This window comes from Bacillus sp. FSL R9-9530, assembly GCF_038008145.1.
Lineage (GTDB): Bacteria > Bacillota > Bacilli > Bacillales > Bacillaceae_G > Bacillus_A > Bacillus_A mycoides.
The window spans coordinates 2,672,682-2,699,233 of sequence record NZ_JBBOYO010000001.1; the positions used below are offsets into that span (position 1 = coordinate 2,672,682).

A 26,552-nucleotide genomic window follows, 5' to 3' on the forward strand; every position below is an offset into this window, starting at 1 on the left:
TTTACTAGATTACTTTAAAAATACTCTTAATTTGTCTTGCAAATAACCAGTTTTTCGTACCGTAGTTATCATTTAGACTATCTAAATTAATAGCTTTCCCGTTAGAAAACTTTAGTTCTAACGTTGTATTTTTGTCATTTGTTTTTAAGTTGCTATTTGTAATGTCATCATACTTTAATTTTTCAATCTCAATATACTCTTCCTTCTCTTCTCCGATAACGACGTGATCTTGGAAGAAGAACAATACTTCTACTTTCTTACCGAAACAAAATACGTTTTTCGTATAAATTAATGTCGCGTTATCAAGTCCGACACATACTTCTTTCATCTCTTCAACAACGTTTCCTAAGTCTTCTTCGTTTCTTGCATTTGACTCAGCAATCCATTCTTCGATTGTATTCATGTTAATTGCCATACTGTGCCCCCTGGTTCGTTCATTGCTTTATTAAAAAATAAATACTATATGACAATATAAGCGATACGTACTATGTTTTCAAGGGTGAACGGTATATTCAAAATAAAGTGAAACTTTATTTATTCCCCTTTAACAAAAAAATAGCACTTAAAAAAGTGCTATTCCGCTCTCCTTGCTGCTTGTTGAATTGGATCCCAAACGCTGTTATATGGTGGTGCGTAACTTAAGTCGACATCTTCTAAATCGTGAATACTCATTTTATTGAAAAGTGCCATTGCGATAACATCAATACGTTTATCTACACCCTCTTCTCCAATTACTTGTCCGCCTAACAATTGTTTCGTATCGGCGTGATATAGTAATTTCAAGTGAAGTGGCGAAGCACTCGGGTAATAGCCCGCCATATTTGTTGAATCTACTTTGACCGTCTTATACGGGATGTTTAGCCCTTTCGCTTCTTTTTCATTTAAGCCTGTTCTTGCGAGCGTCAGATCCATAAATTTAATAATGCCCGTACCTAACGTACCTTTAAATGCCCTTCGTTTATCAACCATATTGAGTCCGGCAAGTCGCCCTTGTTTATTCGCAGTCGTTCCAAGCGGGATATGATCATGCATTTCCTTTATAACATGGTAATGTGTTGCACAATCACCAGCAGCGTATACGTCTTTCACATTTGTTTGCATATAAGCATTTACTTCAATTGCACCTTTATGAGTTTTACGTATATTTGTCCCTTCAAGAAAATCAGTATTTGGCTGTACACCGACAGATACTAAAACGAGATCTGTTTTATACGTACCTTTATCTGTTTCAATTTGTTCCACTCTTTCTTTTCCTTTAAATGCTTTCACATTTTCATTCGTTAAAATTTCAATATTGTGTTTATCTGCTTCTTTATGTATATATTCAGCCATATCTGCATCATAAATCGTACCGATATGATCATTTCGCTCAATCATTCTTACTTTCTTACCAAGTTCGACGAATGTTTCTGCCATCTCTAGTCCAATTGCACCGCCGCCAATAATAGTTACATCCTCAACTTTATTCGTTTCTAGCGTTTTTAATATGCGCTCAGCATCCGGAATTGTTTTTAAAAGATGAATGCCTTGCAAATCTCGCCCTTCCCATTCTGGCATAACAGGACGCACTCCAGTCGCAATTAATAAACGGTCATACGGAAATTCAAAAACATCTTTCGTCTCCGTATGCTCTGCATACACCATTTTCTTTTCCATATCTACTTTCGTTACTTCATGACGTACTTTCGCATCAATTCCATATTTATCACGAAACGTCTTTACATCGCGTGCAATTAACTTTTCAGTAGAAGCAATAACACCACTAATCACATACGGTAATCCGCACTGAGCGTATGAATAGATTTCACCTTTTTCTAACGTTACAACATTTGCAGTTTCATCGTTTCTAACAATTTGCATTGCTGCACTCATACCTGCTGCATCTCCGCCAATAATGACATAGTTCACTTTACCACTCCTTCTTTTTTACATACTCTTTACGATTTCCATATTTTATAGAAATAACACCTACTTCCATTGTAAAGAAATAGAATTCTATCTACAAATTTGGTGCACAAACCTATGCATGAATAGGTATCCGTCGTGTCTTATAAACAAGATGTTTAATATGCTATAACAGTAACTATTGAAAGTAGGTGAAACATACATGTGCGCCGGCCTTCTCGCTCAAACTCCAGAGGAACCGCAAGAACCGAAAGCCGCCATGCCACTTGATCAAGAATTTTCTATTAACGTAACATTATACAGCGCTCGTGCTTGGTTATCTAATGATGAGACTTTCGCACAAACGATTTGGAAAGGCTCTCGCTTCGCTTCAGCATCACACGCTGGCAAGTCCATCTTACCAATCGGTACTGTTAAAATTTTGAACTTATCTGATGATACAATAACAGTTACCGCATCATCAGATAAAGATGATACTCTCAAAATAGTCGTACCCCCTCGTTCTGAAGGTGTTTTAACATCTAGTGCATTATCTGATGTGCAAGCAAGTACATCAGGAGGAGCAAGCAAAGTCACATTCCTCTTTCATATCTTTTTCTCAAGGGATCCTGGTCCAGCTAAATAACCATAGAAAAGGTACAGCTATGCACTGTACCTTTTTCACGTGTTTATTCTCTTGATTTGATCAATTCAACATTATAAGTTTCAATATCTGTTAGCTTTCCTGTAAAATACGGATTTTCTCTATACCAAGACTGTTTTGAAAAATACGCTTGCATATCTTTCGTTTGAAACATATGTCCATGTCTTGCGTATATTTCGTTTCTTGCTATTTTCAATTGTTCTTTCGATAAATATGTTAAGTCCGTACTCGTTAATTTTCGAATATCACTATCAGGGAAGATGAAACCATTATATACATAATGAGTCGTAGGCGGTGGAGTAACATTGTAAACAACTGTTTTTTCTACACTTTTCTTTTGAAATGGAAGATTATAAGCCGAAAGTGCCGTTACCGTTTCTACCTTTGTCGTTTCCCTTCCGTTTTCTCCATTTCGTTCTAAATAAATCGCCGCACTTCCATCAGTCGCTATCGGTCCCCACGTAATTTCTTCTCCGGTCAACGCAGTAACTGGCTTTTGATTCACGTACAATGTTGCACCAGACGCATTCGTTTGAACTGTAATATATTTCCCTTGCAACGTTAAATCTACCGTTACATTATTTTGACTTTGTTTCATAAGTACAACCTTTTCCTCACGTGATAGTTTTACATAGTCATTTTTATATTCAGATTGAAATACTTGAGTTCCAGGAAGAAACGGTCCATATTGCTTCTCAAACTTTTTGTCATTTGTCTTATCAATTTCTTTTCCGTTCAATTTTAAAGATGTACCTTTTTCATTTGTAAGCAGAGTCGTATAATACGTCTTCGCTTTCAATTTATACCGATCAAATAAAAAGAAATGTTTCCCATCTTTCGTTAAAGAAAAATCTGCTCTTTCTATTCCATCCCCTTGTTTTTCACCTTGCCTCAAATATTCTTTCAATTCATTCACGTATGATGGATTTTCTTTTATATATGAAAATAGAGGCGTTAAACTCTCTCTCGTTACAATAACGGCTGGATCATCTGCCTTGATGATCTCAGCTAATTTCTCCCCGTCCCTCTCTTGTAAAATAGTAATCATTTGGTCTACTTGTGCCGTCTGCTTATAATACGATGATCCATACAAATACAATCCAACAATTACTATAACAAGTAATGTTAAGAGTGTAATGCCAACTTTTGTACCGCCGCTCATTTTCTTCTTTACTACAAGACTTTCCCTCTTCATCCCGCAGTTTTGGCAAAATTGCACTCCATCTTCATACTGAGCTCCGCATTTTGTACATACATTCATCCATTCAACCACCTTTTCGTTAGAAGCCTGTTAATCCCCCGATAAAGGTTTGGATTATCGTTTTAATGTAAGACCAAAACACGATAAACGTTGCAATTCCGATTAAAACATTTGCGATAATAAGTGTGTAAACAGGATCTACTCCGCCGTTGTCTAGTTTTAATATAGCTACAATTATACTAATTCCCATATACGTTGTAGCCAGCCCTAATAAGATTGGTAAAAAAAAGATCAATAGGAAACTAAATAGAAAAGAAAGAACTAGTATAGCAATAGCTGGCGTCGCTATCGTCCCCCATATACCGAATGCTTCAAGAAAAGAAAAAGATGATTTCATCATCTTACCACTTACAAAAATAATAAATCCGACAAATAAAGTTAAAATTAATAAAAAGAAAAAGACCATTACAGATTCTCCAAAGAAAGTAGGAGTAGCTATATCTGGCACTAATGTCCTCGTAACAGTCGCCGCTGCGCTCATCATTCTATAAAAAATACATGCTCCTAAAAAGCAAATAAGCACAAGACTTACAATTCCATTTCGCACTTCAATATTTCCACTTTCCATAATGGCCGATGGTGATTTAAAAGCATTTTTAAAGAACTGAAAATAGCCACTTGCAAATTGTTTCACTTGCTCTACCGTTTCATTCGGACGAGTTTCCTTTACTCGTGCCGGGCGCGATAGCTGCCCTTCTTCCTGCCCACCACTCGCTACCACTTCTTCCGTTAACGAATGTCCACAATTCCCGCAAAATCTTGCTTCCGCTGCATTTTCAGTATTACATGCCGGACATTTCATTCTCTCATCCCTCCTTAAGCATATACCTTATAGGGTGTTACAAATTCAATATATGACTTTGTACATAAAACATGACTACAAGAAAAAGAATATGAAATCCTTCTTTTAAACGAAACTATGTGTGCTAGTAATATAGAAAAATAATGTTATTATGAAACAGAGCAAATAAAGTGAAACTTTAAACAGATTGGATGAAGACAGTGGAATTTGTAAACTCGATTTTTCAAACACTCCTTACAAGTGTGATCCAATTATTTTCTTTAATTGGTGTCATCATTGTAATTGGATTTATATTAGGTTATTTAGAATCTCTCACACGAACGTATTGGTCGAGAGCTTTTGGTAGGAAAGGTTTTCTTTTAACCGCGTGGATTGGTGTTCCCGTTCATGAGCTTGGACATGCAATTATGTGTCTATTATTTCGTCATAAAATTGTAGCAACGCAGTTTTTCCCAACAGATACAAGTCAGGGAGCTTTAGGTTACGTACAACATCAATACAATCAAAAAAGTATATATCAACGAATCGGTAATTTCTTTATCGGCATCGGTCCTATTATTTCTGGTATTACTGCCTTAATACTTTTAATGCGCTATTTCGTACCAGAGTCATATTATTTATTTAATACGAATCTGGAAAAAACTGTTGCATCGACTTCTATTAACTTAGACATGATCCAAAACATGTTTTTATCAACATTCTTTTTATTAAAAAGCTTGTTTACAATGAACAATTTATTGACCCCTTCTTTTTGGTTATTTTTATTTATCGCTATTTGTATTTCCGCACATATCGCTTTAAGTAAACCAGACATTAAAGGATCAATAGACGGTGTCATCGTCATGTTTATCTTATTATTTTTATTCAATATAATAGCGGGACTGTTTCAGTACGATAGTAACCAACTAATCGGTAAAATGATGAAATATAATATGTATCTCATCGCGTTTTCTAGTGTAGCGCTTCTTTTCTCTTGTATTTCTACACTTGTTAGTTTTGGGTTTTATAAAATGAGAAGAGGGCGTTCATTGTGAACGTCCTCTTCTCTCCTTAAATAATTATTTATCAGCTTTAATAAGTTATTGAATCGGAATAGGTGGTCCAATTTTTTTGTTTTCTTTCCCCGAATACGGTACAAGTGAATATTTTCCCACCGCTACATTTATTCCATCAAATCTACTAAAAGAAATACCGCCATCTTCATTCGATATAACCACCTCTTTAAATGTATGTGCTTCCCCAGATTCTGATTCGATTTTAAAATAAATATCTTCATTTGTACTTTGTGGCACATCATAATAAATCGTTGTGGAAATCGGCGTAGAAACTACTTTGTTAACAGTTACTTTATTGCCATCGTATAAAGCAATTGTTTCATTTAAATCAAACGTCCGCTTCTCTTTCATCAACTGAGCTTGTGATACTTCAATAGCAAATATCCATGGTTGCTCAATTACAGTATCCCTGTTGAATGTATCATAAGTAATTTCGATTTGAAGTTCATCAGTTTGTGGCATTTCACTTAACTCGATACCACCGTAAATTGTAAACATAGAATCATTTACTTCAATTGATTGTGCATCCTTTGTATTAGAAAAGTCACGCCCATTTATTCGTACCTGTGGAATTAAATATGTTTGATAATCAAATTTCACACCCTTCGCTGGCTCAAATGTTGAACTGATGAATAATTTATTGTCATCCACTAATACCTCATTTAACGTCAGTTTACCGTATTTATTTTCAGCAGTTTTCCCAATAGCCGTTTTATAGGGAGAATAGTCAAGTGGTTGCTGTTTATCAATATATTTTTCAATCAATCCCGCAATAAATGGCATATTTGCTAAAGATGTTTGTCCAAGTGGCACTGTAATACTGACAATTAACATGCAAGCTGCTGCGACCCCGAACCATTTTTTTGTTTTTTTATTTTTGCGTAGCTTATTTTTCACACGTTTTTCCCACTGCTTTTCCTCTATTTTGGTTAAGGGAGTCTCCTCAAACTCTGTGATATCTAGCTGAATATCATTTAACTCTTTATAAATAGACATGCCCTCACACTCCATTTTTAAAAATAAAAATCTGTTTGAGCTTTTTTCGTCCGCGTGACAGTTTGTTATGAATCCATGATTCTTTCACGTTAAGATAGGAAGCAATTTCACGAGACGGTACACCTTCTAAATAATACTTTTCAAAAATGTTCCGCTCTGTTGCTGACAACTCACTAAGCAATTCCTGTACGTCTAAGAAGTCATTTTGTTTTCTTTGTTCTTGATACAGACGATCATTAATCTCTGTACAGACAGTTTGTTGCTGATTTCTCGCATTTTTCCGCTGATAATCAATTGCCCGATATTTAGCAATGGCTGCTATCCATTGTTTAAACGTATTTTTACTTGAATCAAATGAATCGATATGAAACCAAATGGCTAATAATACATCATCTAAGCATTCTTCATAATCTTGCTGATTACTCTGTACATATCTTTTAATAATCACGCTTAGTAAACCGCCGTATGTTTGAATAATAAACGTAACGCTTTTCTCATTACGCTTTTTAATTTGTTGCACAACATTTTCTTCCGTTATCTTCAAAGGTAGACCTCCTTGTCCTGCTAATTGGGTACCTACTTTCTAATACGAATAAAAATCAATAACCCTATCACCATTTTTTAATATTACAAACATAATTTCATCACTATATATCTTGTATACAATGAGAAGAGCTAGTCCATTTTGAACTAGCTCTTCTCATCAGTTATTTCTCTTATAATCACAATGCTCAACCGGCACACGAGCATGCCCTTCTTCATCGGTACACCATGACTGTGACTGAAAGGCAAGAAAAATACCAATCCACTCTTCCTTCTTCTCAAAGTGAATCAATATCCCACCGTCTTGCCATTTGCCATCATCACCTTGCCATTTCTCTACATTCCCTTGATTCATATGAATATCGTGTATACCGTTTCCAGGTGTAAAATGAAAATACGAATCCGGAACCTTTTCTTCTGGTCCCCACCTTTCACCAAACGCATAAATAATTGCTTTCTCATCTATTGCTCGTTTTATATAACGTTCTATTTTTTCATTTAAATCATTATCAATTCCTGCTTTTTCAGCAGGTAAAGGAATCATTTGTTTTGAATCAAATACATTACCTCTTACGTAGTCTAAAGCTACTTTCGGTTCATTGTTTTTTATTTCTGTAAAACCGAATGGTAATGTCGGTAAAATGTGAATAGCTTCTGAATCAATATGTTCGCTTGCAAAATATAAAACTTCTGACGGATAACTTTGCGACTTTACGTTAATTGCAATACGATAATCTACTTCTGCTTCGCCTTGTAAATGAACTTGATAATGAGGTGTGTTCCCTTTTCCAATCTTTGACTGTATAACTGTACCTTTTAACACGCCGTAGTTTTTTAGGGGCATACATTTCATCTCCTATTCATTTAGTAGAAGCTTTTCATACTTTAGGCATTATCCATATAAAAAGAAAATCCTCCTTTCCCAGGAGGATTTTCTTATTTTCTCAACATATACCAAACAATAACCTCCACCACTACAAGCAACACCGCACCAAAAATCATTAACGTCGTCTTCTTTAATAGTTCATTTTCACGATAAGGGATATTACATAAATACGCGCCTAGTGTAATCCGTGATGGACAAGCGATTGTGGCTACTGATGATGCGGTGTTTTGGAGCGTTGTGACGTATTGCCACGGGAGTGCTACGTTTTGCGCTGTTTGCATTTGTAGCTTTATAAACATCGCATTTGATCCTGCGTTACTACCTGTTAAAAAGCCGCCAATTCCGCCTATGAAAGGAGCAACGAAAACGAAAAATGTCCCAAATGTTTCACCAGCTGTTTTTGCGAGTAATGAATGCATACCAGATGCACCCATTAGTTCTGAAATTGCGATAAACATTGTCGTTGTAATAGCGAAAGGAATCCATTGTTTTATCGTTTGTGAGAGTGATTGTTTAATAATATTTGATGGAATGCGGAAGAAAATAATTGTAAATAAACAAGTCATAGCGAGCCAAAATCCTGGTGAATATAGTAGCTCTAGTTTGTAAGAATATGATTTTAAATCGAGAACTGCATATGACCTGAGCAGATCGTGTAATGCTGGAACGAGGCGAGAAAGTAAAATACAAACAGTTAAGAATATATAAGGGCTAATAATTTTTATAATAGATACTTCCCTCTCCATTGCCGCCGCATGTTCTGTTATAAGATTTTGCTCACTTTTCCCTTTTAATTTAATGATAAGAAAGCCAAATGTAATGGTAACGATAGAACTTAATATCCCCGCTAGTTCAACACTTACGTATGCGTTAGAAAGATAGATTCCAAGAGAAAATAATAGAAAGAATCCTATCCCTTCCTTCCACTTTTCTATAACTGCCTGAAAGCCACCTACAACGTATAAAGAAAGGAAGATAAAATATGCAAAAATCGGGATGCTTAATAATGCTGTATTTGTACCAAGAGTTGTGAGCGGCATGTTAATAAGCTGAGAACCGATAATCGTACCCGTTGCCATTGCGCCCCATGAACTTGCAAGTAAACCGATAAACGATAGTAGCACAGCTTGAAACGGTTTATAACCGAGCGAAAGAAAAATAGGTGCTGCGACCATAAAACCAATTCCGAATCCACTCACTGATTCAATAAGTGGACAAATACCAAAACACATAAGAAGCATTTGCAATAATCGATCGCGCGTGACTTGTTCTAGAAATCGTGCTACTTGATCGATGTATCCCATTTTGTTCATGAGGTGAAATAAAAAAATACCGAAAAATAAAACGTATCCGACAATAAAACAAATTAACCACCCTTTAATTGTTGCGTGTACAGTTTCACTTATCCCTAATTGAAACGTTGGCGAGATTAAAACGATTCCGACAGAAACGGCATAAGAGATTAATGAGGCTCTTAATGACGTTTGTTTAAACAAAAACAAACAAATAAAAATCATCATAATCGGGATAAGCGCCAACAATATGGCCATGCTATCATCTCTTTTCATTAAAAATACAATTTTTAACTATTATATAACAGATGTCATATTTTTCAATTGTTTTTACAACAGATTCAAAAAAGGAGCCTTTTGGCTCCTTTTTGAATCACTCCCATTTTCTTTTATCCTGAAAAACCGTCTGCTGTCCAATCATTTTTTCTAGTACAACAAACACAATATAAGCACATATTACTTGCAATACAATATTCCCAAGTTTTATTAATTCAAATGAATGGATCCATTGGAATAATTCACTTAATAATACAATCGAGACGATACTAAATAGTTCTATACTAACCGAAAATATACATACTTCGAAAATAGATTGCTCTTGAATCCTGTTTAAGTTGGAAAAGATGAATAAATACCCTAGAAATAGAGCCATCAACTCTATTTTCGTCATGCTAATGAGCCAAGCGTATAATGGTACAGTTAAAAGAAGATATAATAGTTTACGTCTTAGCATGCCTTCTCACCCTTTAATTTATAAGTATTTTCTGTATATTTTAACATTTATTACACAAAAGAAACAGAAGAGACTTAAGCCTCTTCTGTTTCTTTTACTGCATGTATTAACTCACAAATTTCTTCTCGCTTTTCATTTTCTAACAGCTCAATGACTTTACTTCCAACGACTACTCCATCACATATTGTAATCATTTCTTCAATTTGCTCTCGTGTTGAAATACCGAATCCTGCGACTACTGGTAAGTGGACGTGTGCTTTTACTTTTTCTAAGTAACTACGAATCTCATCTTTAAAGTTTTGACGTACTCCCGTTACGCCCGCTACTGTAACGGCGTAGACGAATCCTTGTGATTCACTCGTAATTTTTTCGATTCGTTCAATAGGGCTCGTTACGGTAACGAGTGGAATTAAAGCGATATTCGCCACGCGAAGGAGCGGTGCAATAATGTCTTGTTCTTCATACGGTAAGTCTGGAACGATAATACCGTCCACCCCTGCTTCAAGACAGCTCTCAATGAAACGTTCCTTTCCGAATGCGAGTACCGGATTTAAATATGTCATGAGTACAAACGGAATTTGTACTTCTTTCCTTACCTCTATTAATGCTTGAAAAATACCTTTTACTGTTACACCGCTATCTAGCGCTCGTTTCCCTGCTCTTTGAATCGTTGGACCGTCTGCGACTGGATCTGAAAACGGAATGCCGATTTCAACGATGCTTGCTCCTGCTTCATCAAGAAAACGAATTCTTTCTTTTAACTTTTCAAGTCCACCATCTCCGCCCATTACATACGGAATAAATGCTTTCTTGCCATTTTCAAACGCTGCTATAATTTTTTCTACTCCCATTTTTTACACCTCTTCCATATAACGTTTTATACTCTCTACATCTTTATCACCGCGGCCGGATAAACAAATGACAAGTCCTTCGTCTTTCTTCATTTGCGGCGCTAGTTTTAAAGCGTATGCAACAGCATGTGAACTTTCTAATGCCGGGATAATCCCTTCTTTTTTCGTTAATAATTGAAATGCTTCTAACGCTTCTTCATCTGTAATGGAATGATAAGAAACGCGGCCAATATCTTTTAGCAAGCTATGTTCTGGCCCAACACCTGGGTAATCCAGCCCTGCCGAAATAGAGTGCGCTTCTTGAATTTGCCCTTCTTCATTTTGCAGAAGGTACATCATCGATCCGTGTAAAACACCGACACTTCCTTTCGTTAAAGTGGCTGCGTGCTTTTCTGTGTGAACACCTTTTCCAGCTGCTTCAACACCGTAAAGAGCAACTTCTTCATCGTGTACGAACGGATAAAACATTCCCATTGCATTACTACCACCGCCAATACAAGCAACGACTGCTTCTGGTAATTTTCCTTCTAACGCTTCGTATTGCTTTTTCGTTTCTTTCCCAATTACACTTTGGAAATCACGAACAATTTGCGGGAATGGATGTGGCCCGAGAACTGATCCCATAATGTAGTGCGTATCGTGTACATGTGAAACCCAGTAACGAAGCGCCTCGTTTACTGCATCTTTTAATGTGCCGCTACCTGCCGCAACGCTTTCTACTTTCGCTCCGAGTAATTCCATTCGGAACACGTTTAATTTTTGTCGTCTCACATCTTCTTCTCCCATGAAGATGACGCATTCTAAACCGAAAAGTGCACATACAGTAGCTGTTGCAACTCCGTGTTGTCCTGCTCCTGTTTCAGCGACAACTTTTTTCTTACCCATTCTTACCGCAAGAAGTGCCTGACCAATTGTATTGTTAATTTTATGAGCTCCCGTATGATTCAAATCTTCACGCTTTAAATAAATCTTTGCTCCGCCGCAATACTTCGTCATATTTTCCGCAAAATAAAGCGGTGTTTCTCTTCCAACATACGTTTGTAAATAATGATCTAATTCCTTTTGAAACGCTTCATCTTGCATCGCTTCTTTATATGCTTCTTCTAGTTCTAATACGGATTGCATTAACGTTTCTGGAACGTATCGTCCTCCGTATATACCGTAATGACCTTTTTCATCTGGATATGCGTAGTTCATTTTGAACACTCCTTCGCTTTTTTAATAAATTGTTTTATTTTCTTTAGATCTTTCTTTCCTTCTGTCTCTACTCCGCTGCTCACATCGATCATATATGGCTGAACGGTTCGAATTGCTTCTTCTATATTAAGGATGTTTAATCCGCCAGCTAATATCGTTTTCTCTCGCAACTCGTTTGGCATATGTGCGAGTAACTCCCATGAGAATGTCTTTCCGTTTCCTCCGTGGAACTTTTCTTTCGGGCTATCAAATAACAGATAATCTGTATCGTATTTTTTCGCATATTCAATATCTTTCTCTAAAGCTACTCCTACCGCTTTTATAGACGGAATATTCAATCTCCTAATTTGATGATTGTCTTCATCCCCATGTAGTTGCACATGCGTTAACCCGCACTCCTCTGCAATTTTCTGGATCACTTCGACTGATTCATTTACGAAAACACCTACCTTGAAAACGTGGGCTGGAATTTCCCCAATAATTTCTTTCGCTTGTCCTGGAGTGATTTTCCGCTTACTTTCTGCAAAAACAAATCCAATTGCATCTGCTCCGTATTCGCAAGCATGTTTTGCTGTTTCAACATCAGTGATGCCGCAAATTTTCACTTTCATATGTTCACCTTACAGTCTTCGAAAAAGTTACTTATAGAAGATGATGTCATAAGTGCTTCTCCAACTAATACACCTTTTGCACCAGCTCGTTTGACGCGAATAATATCTTCTTTTGAATGAATGCCGCTTTCACTAATCCAAAGTAGGTTTTCCTCATTCAGTCGTTTTCCGAGCTTTTCAGTTTGGCTTAAATCTACTTCAAATGTTTTTAAATTACGGTTGTTAATACCGATGACGTGCGGATTTAATCGGATTGCAATTTCTAATTCCTGTTCATCATGAACTTCAACAATCGCTTCTAATCCTTTTTCTAGCACGTAGTTATAAAGCTCGTTTAATTTCTCTTTTGACAATGCTGCAACAATTAATAAAATAAGATCTGCACCAGCTTCATACGCTCTATCAATTTGGATTTTATCGATTATAAAATCTTTACATAAAAGCGGAATGTTACTTTCTGCTCTTGCCGTTTGTAAGTCGTGAAACGACCCTTTAAAAAATTGACCGTCTGTTAAAACCGAAACTGCTCCAGCACCGCATTCTTCATATGTTTTCACTTGTTTTGGCACATCAACGTGTAAATTAATATCGCCTTTTGATGGAGACGCTCGCTTTACCTCTGCTATTACAGTAAACCGCTCTAAAGCTTTTACAAGTGAGTGTGTTTTCCTTTTTTCTTTCACTGGTGAATATGTTTCATATAACTCCGCAACTTCTACTTTCTTTTGCTCTACAATTTTGTCTAAAATCGTCCCCATTTTAATTCACCCTTTCTAATTTTTCATGGCTTGCTGCAATTAATAAGTTTAGTTTGGCTAATGCTTTTCCAGAGTCAATGCTATGTGCCGCTAGTGTAATTCCTTCTTCAATCGTTTCTGCTCTTCCATTTGCGAAAAGGGCTAGACCTGCATTTAATAAAACAGTATCGCGATAGACACTCTTTTCTCCGCTTAATACTCCGAGCGTAATCTTTGCATTTTCTTTTGAATTCCCACCTCTAATTTCTTCATTTTTCACTCTTGAAAAACCATACTTTTCTGGATCAATACTCATTTCTACTATTTCATTATCTTTTAAAACGACGACATGATTTTCTCCCTGTAATGATGCTTCATCTAAAAAGCCACTTCCGTTTACGACGAGCGCTTGTTTTCTGCCAAGTTTCTGCAATACTTCCGCTACCGGCAATAACATATCTCGCTTATAAATACCGACAAATTGTGTTTCTAAATTAACCGGATTCGTCAACGGTCCAATTAAGTTAAAGATCGTCGGAACGTTTAATTCTTTTCTTATTTTCATAATGCGTCTTAATGCTGGATGCATCGCTGGTGCGAATAAGAAGGCAATACCTACATTCTCTAATAAATAGTCAATCTCACCCGGCGTACAGCTTATGTTTACACCGAGTTCTTCTAATAAATCAGCACTTCCTGTTTTACTAGAAACAGCGCGGTTTCCATGTTTCGCAACCTTTACACCAGCTCCGGCAAGTACAAATGCCGATGTTGTACTAATATTGAATGTTTGCGCACCGTCACCACCCGTTCCGCAATTGTCCATCGCGCCTTTTATATGATTTGAAAACGGTAATGCCTTTTCGCGAAGAGCACGAACGAGACCGTATATTTCTTCTGCTGTTTCGCCTTTCGCTTTCAGCAATACTAAAAAAGCTGCAACTTCACTTTCCAATATGTTGTCACTTAATAAAAGAAGTCCCGCTTCATACATTTCTTCTTCTGTTAAATGTTGTCCCTCTACTAATTTTCGAAGATAACTGTTCATACTCTCTCCTCCTCTTTCACTTCTGCTAAAAAGGCACGTATTAACTTTCCGCCTTCTTCTGTTGCAATTGATTCTGGGTGAAACTGTAATCCGAAGAGCGGATAATAGTTGTGACGAACTGCCATGATTTCTCCGTCATCCATCGCTGTCGCAAGTATGTCAAAACACTGCGGCAAACTATTTTGCATTGCGACGAGTGAATGGTAACGCATTGCTGTTAGCGGCTGCGTTACGTACGAAAAGATTGACGTTCCGTTATGTTTCACACGCGATGTTTTTCCGTGTTTAATGCGCTCTGCTCTAACAATTTCTCCTCCAAATGCGGATATGATCGCTTGATGGCCAAGGCAAATCCCTAAGATGGGAACGTTCTTATAAAAATGACGAATAACATCGATACAAATTCCAGCATCTTCTGGTTTCCCAGGTCCTGGCGAGAGCACAATTCCTTTCGGCTTCATCTCCTCTAATTGTTCAATTGTTATTTGATCATTTCTTACGACAACAATTTCTTTCTCGTACTCGCCTAATAGTTGATACAAGTTATATGTGAACGAATCATAATTATCGATAAGTACAATCATTTCATAACCTCCAAAAGCGCTCTCGCTTTATTTAATGTTTCTTCATATTCAGCAACCGGGTCTGAATCGTAGACGATACCCGCTCCTGCCTGAACGTACGCTTTCTCGTCTTTTACAACCATCGTTCGAATTGCTAGCGCCATATCAAGGTTTCCTGAGAATGAAATATATCCAACCGCTCCGGCATATACATTTCTTTTTTCATGCTCTAACGTATTAATAATTTCCATCGCCCTTATTTTCGGAGCACCTGATACTGTACCAGCTGGTAAACAATACGCTAATGCATCAAATCCACTCGTTTGTTTTCGCAATGTTCCGTAAACTTCAGATACAATGTGCATAACGTGAGAGTATTTTTCTACTTTCATATATTTATCTATCGTCACAGAGCCAATTTCACTTACTCTGCCAATATCATTTCGTCCTAGGTCCACAAGCATCATATGCTCTGCTCGCTCTTTCTCATTTCCTAACAGTTCTTTTTCGATTTCCTCATCTTCCTGCTTCGTTTTCCCTCTCGGCCTCGTACCAGCAATTGGGTTTGTCATCACTTTATCCTCTCTTACTGATAACAAACTTTCCGGCGAAGAGCCAAGTACAACATAATCTTGAAAATCGATATAGAACATATATGGTGATGGATTTGCAATTCGAAGTTTCCGGTATAATGCAAATGGATCTCCAATACATTCACTTTGCAAACGCTGGGATAATACAACTTGGAAAATATCTCCGGCCCGAATGTATTCTTTCGCTGTTTCTACCATTTCACAAAATTCTTTTTCAGTTATTGAAGAAGTGAATGATAATATTGATTGTATTTCACTTACTTCCGCTTCTTCTCCCTTTAGCACTTCCTCTTTGTATACTTGCAATCTTTCGTATACTTCTTCATAAGAAGCTGAATCGTCTTCCCTGCATACATATACAAATGACAACTTTTGGCGTAAATGATCGTAAACGGTAAACTCACGATATAGTAAAAGGTGTACTTCTGGAATATTTAATGGATCGTGTAAATCTGCTCCAATGTTTTCATACTGCCGAATGACGTCATAGCCAATATATCCAACTGCTCCCCCGCAAAACGGAAATGGACTGTCTACTTGCGCTGGTGCGATTACCTCTTCTAGCATTTGCAGTACATTACCCTGCAGCTTTTCTTTTTTCCCATACATCATTCGCTCTACTTCTATACCAACGCTTTTCACTTCTCCATAAGGATTACACCCTAAGTAAGAATAGCGCCCTTTATCTTGATGAAGCTGCGAACTTTCTAATAAAAACTTTTTCTTTCCCTTCATACGTCTATATAAAGAAATTGGCGTAATGCTATCTCCTTCTTCTTCAGCAATTACTAAAAATGTGTTTCTTTGTTCTTTTTGCTTCATAAATTCCTCTTTTGTCATCATGCCTTTCACCTCACTCTGAAAAATAAAAAAGTCCCCTACATATCGAAATATGTAGAGGACGATAAATTTACCGTGGTACCACCTCAGGTTGGACGCAAAAGCATCCCGCTTTATTCAGGTACAACATATATACCTTATCCTTGTAACGGCGGAACCCGGGTTGCCTACTGAAAATAATTGTTCAGCATACCTCTCGTAAGCCCATTCCGTATATGGCACCGCACCGGGCTCCCACCTGTCCCCGGCTCTCTGAAACGTCTCCAATATACGTACTCTTCTTACTTAAACGATTTAACATATTTAATTTTTTGTACACAAAAAGGGAGTACTCATCCTATAGAAAGGACGGGTACTCCCGTGGTGCCACCTTAATTCGTTACGAATGTAACGCACTTTGCCGTATCAAAAAATAATACGTGTCTCTTGTATCGATGAGATCATGTCGCCAAAGCCTACTTCTTTCGTTTCGGTTTGGAAGCTCCGAAGCCCATTCCACATCAATCCCATACTGATTCGCACCAACCATCAGCTCTCTGACATGTTCATCATGTGTACTCTTCTTCATCAACGCTTGCATTTTTTTAAGTTGCACTCATTATAGACCTAACTTTTTTCACAAGTCAATACTTTTTTCAAAAAAATATTTCTCCCTTCTTTCAATATTATATTGACAAAACAACGTGTTTTTATGTAAATATAATAAATACTCTATTAAAATTAAGGTTTTTTTGTCTGAAATTTATATATTTAAAAAGTAAAATGATGTCAAAAAACGCTTACATTTCTGAAAATTCGTATTTCCGTATGGATTTTTCAGAATAATCATGATAGATTATAAATATGCAAAATGCATCAAAAGACATGACAAAAGGAAGGGGAACTACATGAGTACGCAGATGTTAACTTTAACTTCTATCTCTATTTACATGCTCGGGATGTTAGTAATCGGCTATTTCGCCTACAAACGAACGTCCAACTTAACAGATTATATGCTTGGCGGGCGTACACTAGGCCCCGCAGTAACAGCATTAAGTGCTGGAGCATCTGATATGAGTGGTTGGCTTTTAATGGGATTACCCGGTGCAATGTTTAGCGTTGGATTAAGTAGTAGTTGGATTGCGATCGGCCTAACACTAGGCGCATACGCAAACTGGCTTTATGTCGCTCCTCGCTTACGTACCTACTCTGAAATTGCAAACAACTCTATTACTATTCCAGAATTTTTGGAACACCGTTTCCACGACAAATCTCATATGCTACGCTTAGTATCCGGACTTGTTATTATGATTTTCTTTACTTTCTATGTAGCTTCAGGATTAGTTTCAGGCGCTGTATTATTTGAAAATTCATTTGGTATAAACTATCATGTTGGATTACTCATTGTAGCCGGCGTTGTTGTAGCTTACACATTATTTGGTGGTTTCTTAGCAGTAAGTTGGACAGACTTCGTGCAAGGAATCATTATGGTAGTTGCCCTTATTCTTGTTCCTATCGTAACAATTATGAATACAAACGGACTTGGACCTGCATTTGATACAATTCGATCTGTAGATCCAACACGTCTAGATATTTTTAAAGGTACCTCTACTTTAGGAATGATTTCTTTATTCGCATGGGGCCTTGGTTATGTTGGACAACCTCATATTATCGTACGCTTTATGGCTATTTCGTCTGTAAAAGAAATTAAAAGCGCGCGAAGAATTGGTATGAGCTGGATGATTTTCTCTGTTGTCGGAGCTATGTTTACTGGTCTTATCGGTATTGCTTACTATTCACAACAAGGTTTGACATTATCTAACCCAGAGACAATTTTCCTTGAACTTGGAAAAATTTTATTCCATCCACTTATTACTGGATTTTTATTAGCCGCTATTTTAGCAGCTATTATGAGCACAATTTCTTCTCAGCTTCTCGTTACCTCAAGTGCAGTAACAGAAGACTTATATAGAACATTCTTTAAGCGTTCTGCTTCTGATAAAGAACTTGTGTTTGTCGGTCGTATGGCTGTTCTTGGTGTTGCTTTAATTGGGTGTGCATTAGCGCTTAAACAAAATGATACGATTTTAGCTCTTGTTGGATATGCTTGGGCTGGATTTGGTTCTTCATTTGGACCTGCTATTTTATTAAGCTTATATTGGAAACGTATGACGAAATGGGGCGCGCTTGCTGGTATGATTTCAGGTGCAGCCACAGTAATTATTTGGACACAGTTTAAGTTCCTAAAAGATTTCTTATATGAAATGATCCCTGGTTTCGCTATTAGTTTAATAGTGATCATAATTGTTAGTTTACTAACTAAACCTTCAAAAGAAGTTGAAGAGCAATTTGAGAATTTTGAAAAACAACATATTCATAATCTATAAAAAGAAAGCTCTGCTGTTACGATAACAGCAGAGCTTTCTTTTAACCGCATTTCGACAATATTCTTCTCGAATTTAACAATTTCTTTATGTTTCGTTAAATTTACTATAACATTCTTCCTTTATATTATTAGTATCGACACCTATACAGAAAGGGGACTCCACAATGTTAGCATCTTTACAGCAACAACATATAAGAAAATTTTCACCTATCACAAACACTTCTACTTCTCTTTTAAACATACAACCTAATCCATCCAAAATTTCAATTGCTCCTTCTGTTATATCTGTAATTGGTATTCACATACAGAAAAATAAGCTTAAAATAAAAACCGGACAAAGTGCCGATTTATCAGCTTCCGTTTTGCCAATGCAGGCAAAAAATCAAGAGCTTATTTGGACAAATATGAACTCCGACGTCATCACCATCTATCCGAAAGGTGAGACAGTAACGATTACTGGAAAAAGTGCAGGAAGAGCAGTAGTAATTGTCACAACTGCTGAAGGAAAATTCCGCGACTTATGTGTCGTTCACGTGCAACCTTATATGACAAATCCAAAGTGACATAAAGAGAGTAGATATGAATCCACTCTCTTACTTTATTTCAATCCCAGGATTTTTTCTTTTTAACAACAAAATAAATTCTTCTTTATTTCTTGGAGAAATAAGTTCTGTTTCATATGATCCGTAAACAATTTCTAATCGATCGAATGATAGTGCATGAGCTGCGATTGGATTTTTTGTATTGGAAATTCGTTTTATGTCTCGTATAAATATACGTTTTTTAACGGGACCTGATGTAATTATAATTATTTCTTCCTTAACGATATATTTTGTTGAAAACCAACTCCAACTAAACAGTATAGCCAACGGAATTGTAAAAAATAAGAGAAAATATTCTCTCCCTGCAAATATGGGAGCAAAACACGCTCCAATGACAACGAAAAAAATCGGATATAACCATACATCTTTTTTTGATAGAAATTCCACTAAACTTCCTCTCCCTTGATTTAAGTCAATGAATCTCCTCCTCTTCCCTATTACAATGAAAACAACATTAGAATAGGAGGACGTATTATGACTGAGCGAAATTTTGCCTTATTTGCAGGCACTTCTCTTCTTATGATGGCATTCACTGCATTTTTTTCTTACGGTTTTGTTCACGGAAATCTCGTTGTACCAAGTAATGCGAGCACGACACTCCATAATATTCAAACTTCAAGTTCACTTTTCAAAGCAGAAATTTTCGGATGGATTATCATTTTTATTACGGATATTATCGCCTCGTGGGCTCTTTATTTCTTTCTAAAACCTATCCATACTAGCCTCTCATTGCTAGCTACCTGTCTTCGTCTTATGTATACAGCTATACTTGGTATTGCTATATTCAATTTAACATTTGTATTACTTCTTTCAAAAAGCACAGTTGCTAATTCAGAAGCATATACAATGTTATTTCTAGAAGCTTTTGAATACATTTGGTCTGTAGGATTAATCATTTTCGGCTTACATCTTCTCACCTTAGGGTACGTAACCTTTCAATCTAAAAACATACCGAAGACTATTAGTATATTACTGCTCATTGCTGCAATCGGCTATATCATCATTAACGTAATGAATACGATATTTTCACAATATGATGCGATTATTTCCATTCTTAACGTTGTCTTTCAACTACCGATGATCACAGGTGAACTAGGATTTAGTATATGGCTATTGCTTAGAGGTGGAAAAAACTCTACTGTTTGAGTCGTTTCTTAATTCTGCTTAATGATTCTGGCGTAATACCTAGATAACTTGCCAATTGATATTGAGGAACACGATTGATTAAATGCGGTCGTTTTTGTAATAATGATTTGTAGCGCTCTTCTGGTGTCGATGTAATAAATAATGTAAGTTCTTCTTGTACTTCACCAAAATTGTATTCAATCATTTGGCGCGTCATTTCTTCTAACTGTGAATATTTCTTATACATGTCCTTTTCACTATACAGATCGCCAACTACAACTAGACAATCTTCTAGGCACGTTAACGTATGTGGGGATAATTTATCTTGTTTATGATGATTGAAATTTGCGATTGCTTGTTCTTCTGTATAAAAATTTGATGTAACTTCTTTTCCAGATTCATCTATACAATGTTGCCTCACGCATCCTTTTAATACAAAATAACATTTAGACGGAACATCTCCTTGCCCTAGGAGCACTGTTCCTTTTTTATACTCTTCAATTTGTAATTCTTCTACGATCATGCGCTGCTGCTCTTCACTTAATGTTGTAAGATTTGTCATGTATTTCATTAAAATCTCTTTCATTTGGTCTCTCCTTCCCCCTCTATATTTGTATGAGAAACGTATGATGTAACTCCACTATATATTATCTTTTTTCATGCTACATGGCGGGAATTCCCCCTATTAATCTGTTTTATTTTCTGCATGGAACAAAAAAAAGAGAAGTTACCAATAACTTCTCTTTTCGTATATTAGAATAAACTCGTTATAATTCCTGTGTATAAGCCGGTTCGTTCACCACATTTTTTGCTGTTCGCTTTTGTTGCTGTAGTAAGAAAACAGATACACCAAACAATACGAGCATGCTACCGATAATTTGCATTGCGTTTAATTTCTCTCCAAGTAAGAAGAACGCTAGTATAGATGCCCCAACTGGTTCTCCTAAAATACTCATTGAAATCGTTGTTGCATTTACGTAATTTAATAACCAATTATTAATGACGTGTGACACTGTCGGTACAATCGCAAGTAAAAGAAAAATACTCCAATCCCACTTCGTATAGCCTGTAAATGGCACTTGAAGTATAACGTTATAAATCGCTATAAATATACCAGCGAAGGCAAATACAGTGAAACTATAAATCCAATGAGATACTTTCTTTACTGTCGTTTGTCCGATAAATAAATAACCGACAACTGCAATTACACTTAAAAAGGATAATATATCCCCATAAATTGCTTGCTCACTTAGCCCTAAATCTCCCCAGCCAATACACATTACGCCTAGTATCGCAATTCCCATCGTCGCAATTGCTGGATAGGTTGTTCTTTCTTTAAATAAGAAAAAACCTCCCACTAAAGATACGATCGGTTGAAGTGCTAAAATAATCGTCGAACTAGCAACTGTCGTATGCTTTAAGGATTCAAACCATAGAAGAAAATGAAGAGCTAAAAAGAAACCAGATCCAATTAAAAATCCCCAATCTTTTATTTGAATCCTACTAAACTCTTCCCGTTTTTTCCAAACGATCGGCAGCATAATAAGTACGATAATCCATAATCGATACATACTTAAAACGGAAGATGGTGCTGAGGACATCTTTGCAAAAACAGCTGCGAATGAAATTGCTATAATGGAAATTGCTAGTGGTAGTGCGATTGATCTTTCTTGTTTCAAATCCTGTCTCCCCTCTCACCTGTAAAAAATCCCACTTCATTATATCCGTTTTCTTTCACAACTTAAATACTAATTTTTTAGATTCTTCGTACCATTATGGTAAAATAGAAATTAAGGCACCTATTAGTGATTATTTCTTTCCTTTTCACTACAAGCGTTGCTCTTACAATCATTACAGTAAATTTTTATTTAGGGGGATATACATGAATCAAACAATAGGGAAAATTGAAGAAATTTCATTTTTTAGTACATCACTTCAAGAGGAGCTTACACTTCTTGTTTATTTACCAGTAAATTACACACCTCTCCATAAGCATACGGTTGTTATTGCACAAGATGGTAGAGATTATTTTCAGCTTGGTAAAGCGCACCGTGTAATTGAGCGTCTTCGTGAAACTGAAGAAATCGACCGCACAATTATTGTCGGTATTCCATATAAAAATGTACACGATCGTAAGGAAAAATATTTCCCAAATGATGTAAAGAATGCTGCTTACATTCGCTTCCTTGCTCACGAGCTTGCTCCATATATTGATGCAAATTATCCAACGTATCAAATGGGTAAAGGACGCGTTTTAATTGGAGATTCTCTCGGCGGTACAGTTTCCTTCATGACCGCACTTATGTATCCGCATACATTTGGTAAGGTCGTTATGCAATCACCATTTGTTGATGAAACAGTCATGAACTTAGCAAAAGATTTCAAAAATCCGGGGGCGCTAGATCTTTATCACGTAATTGGGACCGAAGAAACAGCTGTCAAGCGTACAGACGGACAAGTATCTGATTTCGTAGAACCAAATCGCGAGTTAAATAAACTACTTACAGATAGAAATTTCATCACGCATTATGAAGAGTTTGAAGGGAATCACACATGGAAATATTGGCAAGCAGATTTACCAAAAGCATTTTCTCATATTCTATCAATGAAATAATAGAGAGCGGTATTCAGAATAATTTGATATAATAGATAAAGAGATTTATTCTCAAAATCTAACTAGACTTGCAAAGGGAGGAATTGGAACATGAAATTAGGAATTGTAATTTTCCCATCAAAAATGATTCAAGATAAAGCTAACGGATTACGTAAACGTTATGATCCGCATTACGCATTAGTTCCGCCACATATTACATTGAAAACACCCTTTGAGACGCAAGATGAACAATTAGAATCGATTGTGAATGAGTTACATACAATCGCAAATAAAACGAACCCTTTCACCCTTCATGTTGGGAAAGTCGGTTCATTCGCACCTGTTAATAATGTTCTTTATTTTAAAGTAGAAAAAACACCTGAACTTACTTTCTTAAATGAAGAAATGCATAATGGTTTCTTTACACAAGAGCGCGAGTACTCTTTCGTACCTCATTTAACAATCGGTCAAGACTTATCAGACGCAGAGCACGCTGATGTATTAGGTCGATTACGTATGAAAGATTTCTATTATGAGCAACCAATCGATCGTTTCCACCTTCTATACCAATTAGAAAATGGAACGTGGACTGTACATGAAACATTCCACCTTGGAAAGGAGAACAACTAATTTGCACGCACAAATCGTACAAACGGACGAACAACTAAGAGATGCATTCTCTGTACGTAAGCAAGTATTTGTAAATGAGCAACGTGTTTCTGCAGAAGAAGAGTATGATGAGTTTGAAGAGATTTCAACACACGTTGTTATATATGATAATGATGTTCCAGTTGGTGCTGGTCGCTTCCGCATCGTTGATGGAATAGGAAAAATGGAGCGCATTTGCGTACTAGCTTCACATCGTAAAAAAGGCATTGGTAAAATCATTATGGATGCACTTGAAGCGTATGCGAAGGAAGAGTCTCTACCGAAATTGAAACTCCATGCTCAAACACATGCTGAATTTTTCTATAAAAAGCTAGGATACGTGACGGCTTCTGATGTGTTTATGGAAGCAAATATCCCACACATCGTAATGATAAAAGAATTATAATTTTGTAGCAGGAGGTAGCCCCTCCTGTTTTTTACATTGCTATTTTCTTTTTCTTCCGCTAAAGTTAAATGTTGATGCTATAGTTTTGAAGGTGAATATATGACACAAGAAAAATTTTCACAAAAACCGTTAACACACGCTGGCATTCCGCAAGCGGCGTATCATATTCCGAAAACATCTACCCATTTAATTATGGAAGAAGATGCAGATGCGGCGTATTTCCGCGCTTTAGAACAGCAAGGTGTTTATTTAAATGAAAAACAGTTAGAAGCAGTGCAAACGACAGAAGGACCTGTCCTTACACTAGCTGGTGCTGGAAGTGGTAAAACATCTGTTTTAACAACTCGCGTTGGTTATTTAGTTAATGTAAAACATGTCCATCCGCGAAATATTTTACTGCTGACGTTTACACAAAAAGCAGCTGAAGAAATTCGAAGCCGTGTAGCGAATTTACCTGGTATGAATCATGCCGCAAGTAGCTATGTCGTTGCTGGTACATTCCACTCTGTCTTTTTAAAATTGCTTCGTAGTCAAGGATATAATCAGCAAATTTTAGCAAATGAAAAACATAAACAAATTATGATAAAGAAAATTTTGAAAGAATTGCGCTTAAAAGACGATTATGATGCCGAAACGATACTCGCTATGATTTCACTTGAGAAAAACAACTTGAATCGTCCGAAAGATGTAAAAGCGAAAACACCGGTTGAACAAGAGTTCAAAGAAGTATACGAACGTTTCGAAGAGGTAAAACAACGACACAATTATATCGATTTTGACGACATCTTATTAGAAATGTATTATATGTTAGAAAATAACGCTCCCCTGCTTACTCAATTACAAGAGCGTTTTCATTACATTGAAGTAGATGAGTTTCAAGATACGTCGTATGCACAATATGAAATTGTAAAATTGTTAGCCACACCGAGAAATAATTTATTTATCGCAGGTGATGACGATCAAGCGATTTACGGCTGGCGAGGGGCAAGTCACCAAATTATTTTATCTTTTCCAAAGGAATTTGATAATACTACGATTATCGCACTTAATACGAATTATCGATCTAATCCATTTATCGTAGGACTTGGAAATGAAGTTATTAAGCTCAATCAAGAACGTTTTGATAAAGAGCTATATTCTGTTCGTAACGATGGCATACAGCCGTTTTATGCACGACCTGTGACAACTCTTGATGAAGCAAATCAAATTTTGCAACTCATTCAGGAAAAAGTAGATAGTGGTGAACGAAATTATAAAGATTTTTGTTTATTATATCGTACACATTCTGTAAGCCGTTCTTTACTTGATCAGCTTACAATTCATAAGATTCCATTTATTAAACATGGAGCGAGCCAATCGTTCTACGAACATTCTTTAATTAGGCCCGTATTAGATCACTTACGACTCGTGCTTGAACCGTTCCGCCTCGAATCACTTTCAAATATATTACCAACAATGTATATTGGCCGTGATGAGTGCATTTCATTTATTGAACGTGAACAATGGAAATATGGTGAGGGCCGTTTCCCTTCTCTTCTTCATTTTCTATTACTAAACCCAAGCTTGAAACCTTTTCAAGTTAAAAAAGTAAATGAGCGAATCGATTTTATTAAGTTTATAAAAGAACTTGAACCGAAAAAAGCATTGAAAGAAATTATTCATGGTAAAGGAAAGTATTTAGAGTACTTACAAAGTAATGATCGTTCTTCCTTTACGATGCATAAGGACATACAAGAAGAAATGTTAGAAGAATTAATGGAATCAGCAACTCGCTTTACGGATATTCCAGCTTACTTACAATTTATTAACGAGGCCATTCAAGGTCAAAAAGAAATGGAAGCATTAAAAACAATGCCGCAAAAAGATGCTGTATCGCTTATGTCAATTCATAACGCGAAAGGCCTTGAGTTTCCATGCGTCTTTTTACTCGGAGCAAGCGATGGTATATTGCCGCATACTTCTTCTTTAAAAGATGCAAATGACCGTGTGACGGAGACTTCTGAAGCATTAGAAGAAGAACGACGATTACTCTATGTCGCCATTACACGCGCAAAAGAAGAACTTTACATTTCCTCCCCGCAATTTTTCAGAGGAAAGAAACTAGATATATCTCGTTTTCTATATACTGCGCAAAAAGATTTACCTGAAAAGACATCCATTAAATAATGGGTGTCTTTTTCCATATCACGATATGTACATCCCCTCTATATAAATTCCCTGTTTCTATCCTGAGAATTAACGTAATATCAACCATATC

At 36.5% G+C, this 26,552-nt stretch carries 28 protein-coding genes and 2 other annotated features; of the genes, 9 read left to right on the forward strand and 19 right to left on the reverse strand.

Going from position 1 to position 26,552, the window contains the following annotated elements; all coding sequences use genetic code 11:
- Nucleotides 1-4 precede the first annotated feature (4 nt).
- Together MKX66_RS13390 and MKX66_RS13395 are read right to left on the reverse strand one after the other, a co-directional pair.
- Nucleotides 5-415, reverse strand: coding sequence for a DUF3908 family protein (locus tag MKX66_RS13390; protein ID WP_060751881.1), 411 nt, complete (start codon nucleotides 413-415; stop codon nucleotides 5-7).
- Nucleotides 416-573: 158 nt separating this feature from the next.
- On the reverse strand, nucleotides 574-1,908 hold the full coding sequence (locus MKX66_RS13395; protein ID WP_341086366.1) for a CoA-disulfide reductase: 1,335 nt from the start codon (nucleotides 1,906-1,908) through the stop codon (nucleotides 574-576).
- A 199-nt stretch (nucleotides 1,909-2,107) separates the two neighbouring features.
- On the opposite strand from MKX66_RS13395, the gene MKX66_RS13400 reads away from it, so the two are divergent.
- A complete protein-coding gene (locus MKX66_RS13400; RefSeq protein WP_341087648.1) occupies nucleotides 2,108-2,530 on the forward strand; it encodes a hypothetical protein in 423 nt (140 codons plus the stop codon).
- 43 nt (nucleotides 2,531-2,573) lie between these two features.
- Here the strand turns inward: MKX66_RS13400 and MKX66_RS13405 are convergent, their stop codons facing one another.
- Nucleotides 2,574-3,809 carry a TcaA 3rd/4th domain-containing protein gene (locus MKX66_RS13405; protein WP_341086368.1) on the reverse strand — a complete coding sequence of 412 codons (1,236 nt, stop codon included), beginning with the start codon at nucleotides 3,807-3,809 and terminating at the stop codon, nucleotides 2,574-2,576.
- 19 nt (nucleotides 3,810-3,828) lie between these two features.
- A complete protein-coding gene (locus tag MKX66_RS13410) occupies nucleotides 3,829-4,611 on the reverse strand; it encodes a zinc ribbon domain-containing protein (protein WP_002086912.1) in 783 nt (260 codons plus the stop codon).
- A gap of 200 nt (nucleotides 4,612-4,811) precedes the next feature.
- On the opposite strand from MKX66_RS13410, the gene MKX66_RS13415 reads away from it, so the two are divergent.
- Nucleotides 4,812-5,645: a hypothetical protein gene (locus tag MKX66_RS13415; RefSeq protein WP_341087649.1), complete on the forward strand. Its 834-nt coding sequence runs from the start codon at nucleotides 4,812-4,814 to the stop codon at nucleotides 5,643-5,645.
- 45 nt (nucleotides 5,646-5,690) lie between these two features.
- Here the strand turns inward: MKX66_RS13415 and MKX66_RS13420 are convergent, their stop codons facing one another.
- The 12 genes from MKX66_RS13420 to trpE all read right to left on the reverse strand — a co-directional run bounded on the left by MKX66_RS13420 (nucleotide 5,691) and on the right by trpE (nucleotide 16,559).
- Entirely contained in the window at nucleotides 5,691-6,662 is a 972-nt protein-coding gene (locus MKX66_RS13420; protein WP_088035060.1) for a DUF4179 domain-containing protein, read from the reverse strand.
- A 4-nt stretch (nucleotides 6,663-6,666) separates the two neighbouring features.
- Nucleotides 6,667-7,206 carry a sigma-70 family RNA polymerase sigma factor gene (locus MKX66_RS13425; RefSeq protein ID WP_002158839.1) on the reverse strand — a complete coding sequence of 180 codons (540 nt, stop codon included), beginning with the start codon at nucleotides 7,204-7,206 and terminating at the stop codon, nucleotides 6,667-6,669.
- A 159-nt stretch (nucleotides 7,207-7,365) separates the two neighbouring features.
- Nucleotides 7,366-8,049: a YukJ family protein gene (locus MKX66_RS13430; RefSeq protein ID WP_341086369.1), complete on the reverse strand. Its 684-nt coding sequence runs from the start codon at nucleotides 8,047-8,049 to the stop codon at nucleotides 7,366-7,368.
- 92 nt (nucleotides 8,050-8,141) lie between these two features.
- A complete protein-coding gene (locus MKX66_RS13435) occupies nucleotides 8,142-9,641 on the reverse strand; it encodes an L-lactate permease (RefSeq protein ID WP_341086370.1) in 1,500 nt (499 codons plus the stop codon).
- A 115-nt stretch (nucleotides 9,642-9,756) separates the two neighbouring features.
- A complete protein-coding gene (locus MKX66_RS13440) occupies nucleotides 9,757-10,116 on the reverse strand; it encodes a DUF4029 domain-containing protein (protein ID WP_002149751.1) in 360 nt (119 codons plus the stop codon).
- A gap of 74 nt (nucleotides 10,117-10,190) precedes the next feature.
- Nucleotides 10,191-10,967 carry a tryptophan synthase subunit alpha gene (gene trpA / locus MKX66_RS13445; protein WP_341086371.1) on the reverse strand — a complete coding sequence of 259 codons (777 nt, stop codon included), beginning with the start codon at nucleotides 10,965-10,967 and terminating at the stop codon, nucleotides 10,191-10,193.
- Between the two features lie 3 nt (nucleotides 10,968-10,970).
- A complete protein-coding gene (trpB, locus tag MKX66_RS13450; protein WP_002086917.1) occupies nucleotides 10,971-12,164 on the reverse strand; it encodes a tryptophan synthase subunit beta in 1,194 nt (397 codons plus the stop codon).
- Complete coding sequence (locus tag MKX66_RS13455) at nucleotides 12,161-12,775, reverse strand: phosphoribosylanthranilate isomerase (RefSeq protein ID WP_016119827.1); 615 nt, start codon at nucleotides 12,773-12,775, stop codon at nucleotides 12,161-12,163. The genes trpB and MKX66_RS13455 overlap by 4 nt, the downstream gene beginning before the upstream one ends.
- Entirely contained in the window at nucleotides 12,772-13,533 is a 762-nt protein-coding gene (trpC, locus tag MKX66_RS13460; RefSeq protein ID WP_078175505.1) for an indole-3-glycerol phosphate synthase TrpC, read from the reverse strand. The genes MKX66_RS13455 and trpC overlap by 4 nt, the downstream gene beginning before the upstream one ends.
- Nucleotide 13,534: 1 nt before the next feature.
- Nucleotides 13,535-14,560 carry an anthranilate phosphoribosyltransferase gene (gene trpD / locus MKX66_RS13465; RefSeq protein WP_044437821.1) on the reverse strand — a complete coding sequence of 342 codons (1,026 nt, stop codon included), beginning with the start codon at nucleotides 14,558-14,560 and terminating at the stop codon, nucleotides 13,535-13,537.
- Nucleotides 14,557-15,144, reverse strand: a complete 588-nt coding sequence (locus MKX66_RS13470) for an anthranilate synthase component II (RefSeq protein WP_201066440.1) — start codon at nucleotides 15,142-15,144, stop codon at nucleotides 14,557-14,559. Before MKX66_RS13470 ends, trpD begins: the two co-directional genes overlap by 4 nt.
- Nucleotides 15,141-16,559 (reverse strand): anthranilate synthase component I, encoded by a 1,419-nt coding sequence (trpE, locus tag MKX66_RS13475; protein ID WP_078175503.1) that lies wholly within the window; start codon nucleotides 16,557-16,559, stop codon nucleotides 15,141-15,143. The genes MKX66_RS13470 and trpE overlap by 4 nt, the downstream gene beginning before the upstream one ends.
- Nucleotides 16,560-16,610: 51 nt before the next feature.
- Nucleotides 16,611-16,855: a binding site (T-box leader), on the reverse strand.
- A gap of 42 nt (nucleotides 16,856-16,897) precedes the next feature.
- Nucleotides 16,898-17,136 (reverse strand) — a binding site (T-box leader).
- A gap of 307 nt (nucleotides 17,137-17,443) precedes the next feature.
- Here trpE and putP point away from each other — a divergent pair.
- Both putP and MKX66_RS13485 read left to right on the forward strand, forming a co-directional pair.
- Nucleotides 17,444-18,922, forward strand: coding sequence for a sodium/proline symporter PutP (gene putP / locus MKX66_RS13480; protein WP_341086376.1), 1,479 nt, complete (start codon nucleotides 17,444-17,446; stop codon nucleotides 18,920-18,922).
- A gap of 163 nt (nucleotides 18,923-19,085) precedes the next feature.
- Complete coding sequence (locus MKX66_RS13485; protein ID WP_002011406.1) at nucleotides 19,086-19,484, forward strand: Ig-like domain-containing protein; 399 nt, start codon at nucleotides 19,086-19,088, stop codon at nucleotides 19,482-19,484.
- A 30-nt stretch (nucleotides 19,485-19,514) separates the two neighbouring features.
- On the opposite strand, the gene MKX66_RS13490 is transcribed toward MKX66_RS13485, so the two are convergent.
- Complete coding sequence (locus tag MKX66_RS13490) at nucleotides 19,515-19,910, reverse strand: PH domain-containing protein (RefSeq protein ID WP_002140864.1); 396 nt, start codon at nucleotides 19,908-19,910, stop codon at nucleotides 19,515-19,517.
- An 87-nt stretch (nucleotides 19,911-19,997) separates the two neighbouring features.
- On the opposite strand from MKX66_RS13490, the gene MKX66_RS13495 reads away from it, so the two are divergent.
- Nucleotides 19,998-20,669, forward strand: a complete 672-nt coding sequence (locus MKX66_RS13495) for a DUF4386 domain-containing protein (RefSeq protein WP_016119823.1) — start codon at nucleotides 19,998-20,000, stop codon at nucleotides 20,667-20,669.
- Here the strand turns inward: MKX66_RS13495 and MKX66_RS13500 are convergent.
- Both MKX66_RS13500 and MKX66_RS13505 read right to left on the reverse strand, forming a co-directional pair.
- Nucleotides 20,659-21,234 (reverse strand): Crp/Fnr family transcriptional regulator, encoded by a 576-nt coding sequence (locus MKX66_RS13500; RefSeq protein WP_002030491.1) that lies wholly within the window; start codon nucleotides 21,232-21,234, stop codon nucleotides 20,659-20,661. The two genes, MKX66_RS13495 and MKX66_RS13500, sit on opposite strands and share 11 nt — an antisense overlap.
- A gap of 181 nt (nucleotides 21,235-21,415) precedes the next feature.
- Nucleotides 21,416-22,327 carry a DMT family transporter gene (locus MKX66_RS13505; RefSeq protein ID WP_088294060.1) on the reverse strand — a complete coding sequence of 304 codons (912 nt, stop codon included), beginning with the start codon at nucleotides 22,325-22,327 and terminating at the stop codon, nucleotides 21,416-21,418.
- 203 nt (nucleotides 22,328-22,530) lie between these two features.
- On the opposite strand from MKX66_RS13505, the gene MKX66_RS13510 reads away from it, so the two are divergent.
- The 4 genes from MKX66_RS13510 to MKX66_RS13525 all read left to right on the forward strand — a co-directional run bounded on the left by MKX66_RS13510 (nucleotide 22,531) and on the right by MKX66_RS13525 (nucleotide 26,461).
- A complete protein-coding gene (locus MKX66_RS13510) occupies nucleotides 22,531-23,262 on the forward strand; it encodes an alpha/beta hydrolase (RefSeq protein WP_215590926.1) in 732 nt (243 codons plus the stop codon).
- A 90-nt stretch (nucleotides 23,263-23,352) separates the two neighbouring features.
- Complete coding sequence (locus MKX66_RS13515; protein WP_002011397.1) at nucleotides 23,353-23,871, forward strand: YjcG family protein; 519 nt, start codon at nucleotides 23,353-23,355, stop codon at nucleotides 23,869-23,871.
- A 1-nt stretch (nucleotide 23,872) separates the two neighbouring features.
- Entirely contained in the window at nucleotides 23,873-24,295 is a 423-nt protein-coding gene (locus MKX66_RS13520) for a GNAT family N-acetyltransferase (protein WP_193652805.1), read from the forward strand.
- Between the two features lie 99 nt (nucleotides 24,296-24,394).
- Nucleotides 24,395-26,461 (forward strand): ATP-dependent helicase, encoded by a 2,067-nt coding sequence (locus MKX66_RS13525; RefSeq protein WP_002140859.1) that lies wholly within the window; start codon nucleotides 24,395-24,397, stop codon nucleotides 26,459-26,461.
- Nucleotides 26,462-26,552: the final 91 nt, after the last annotated feature.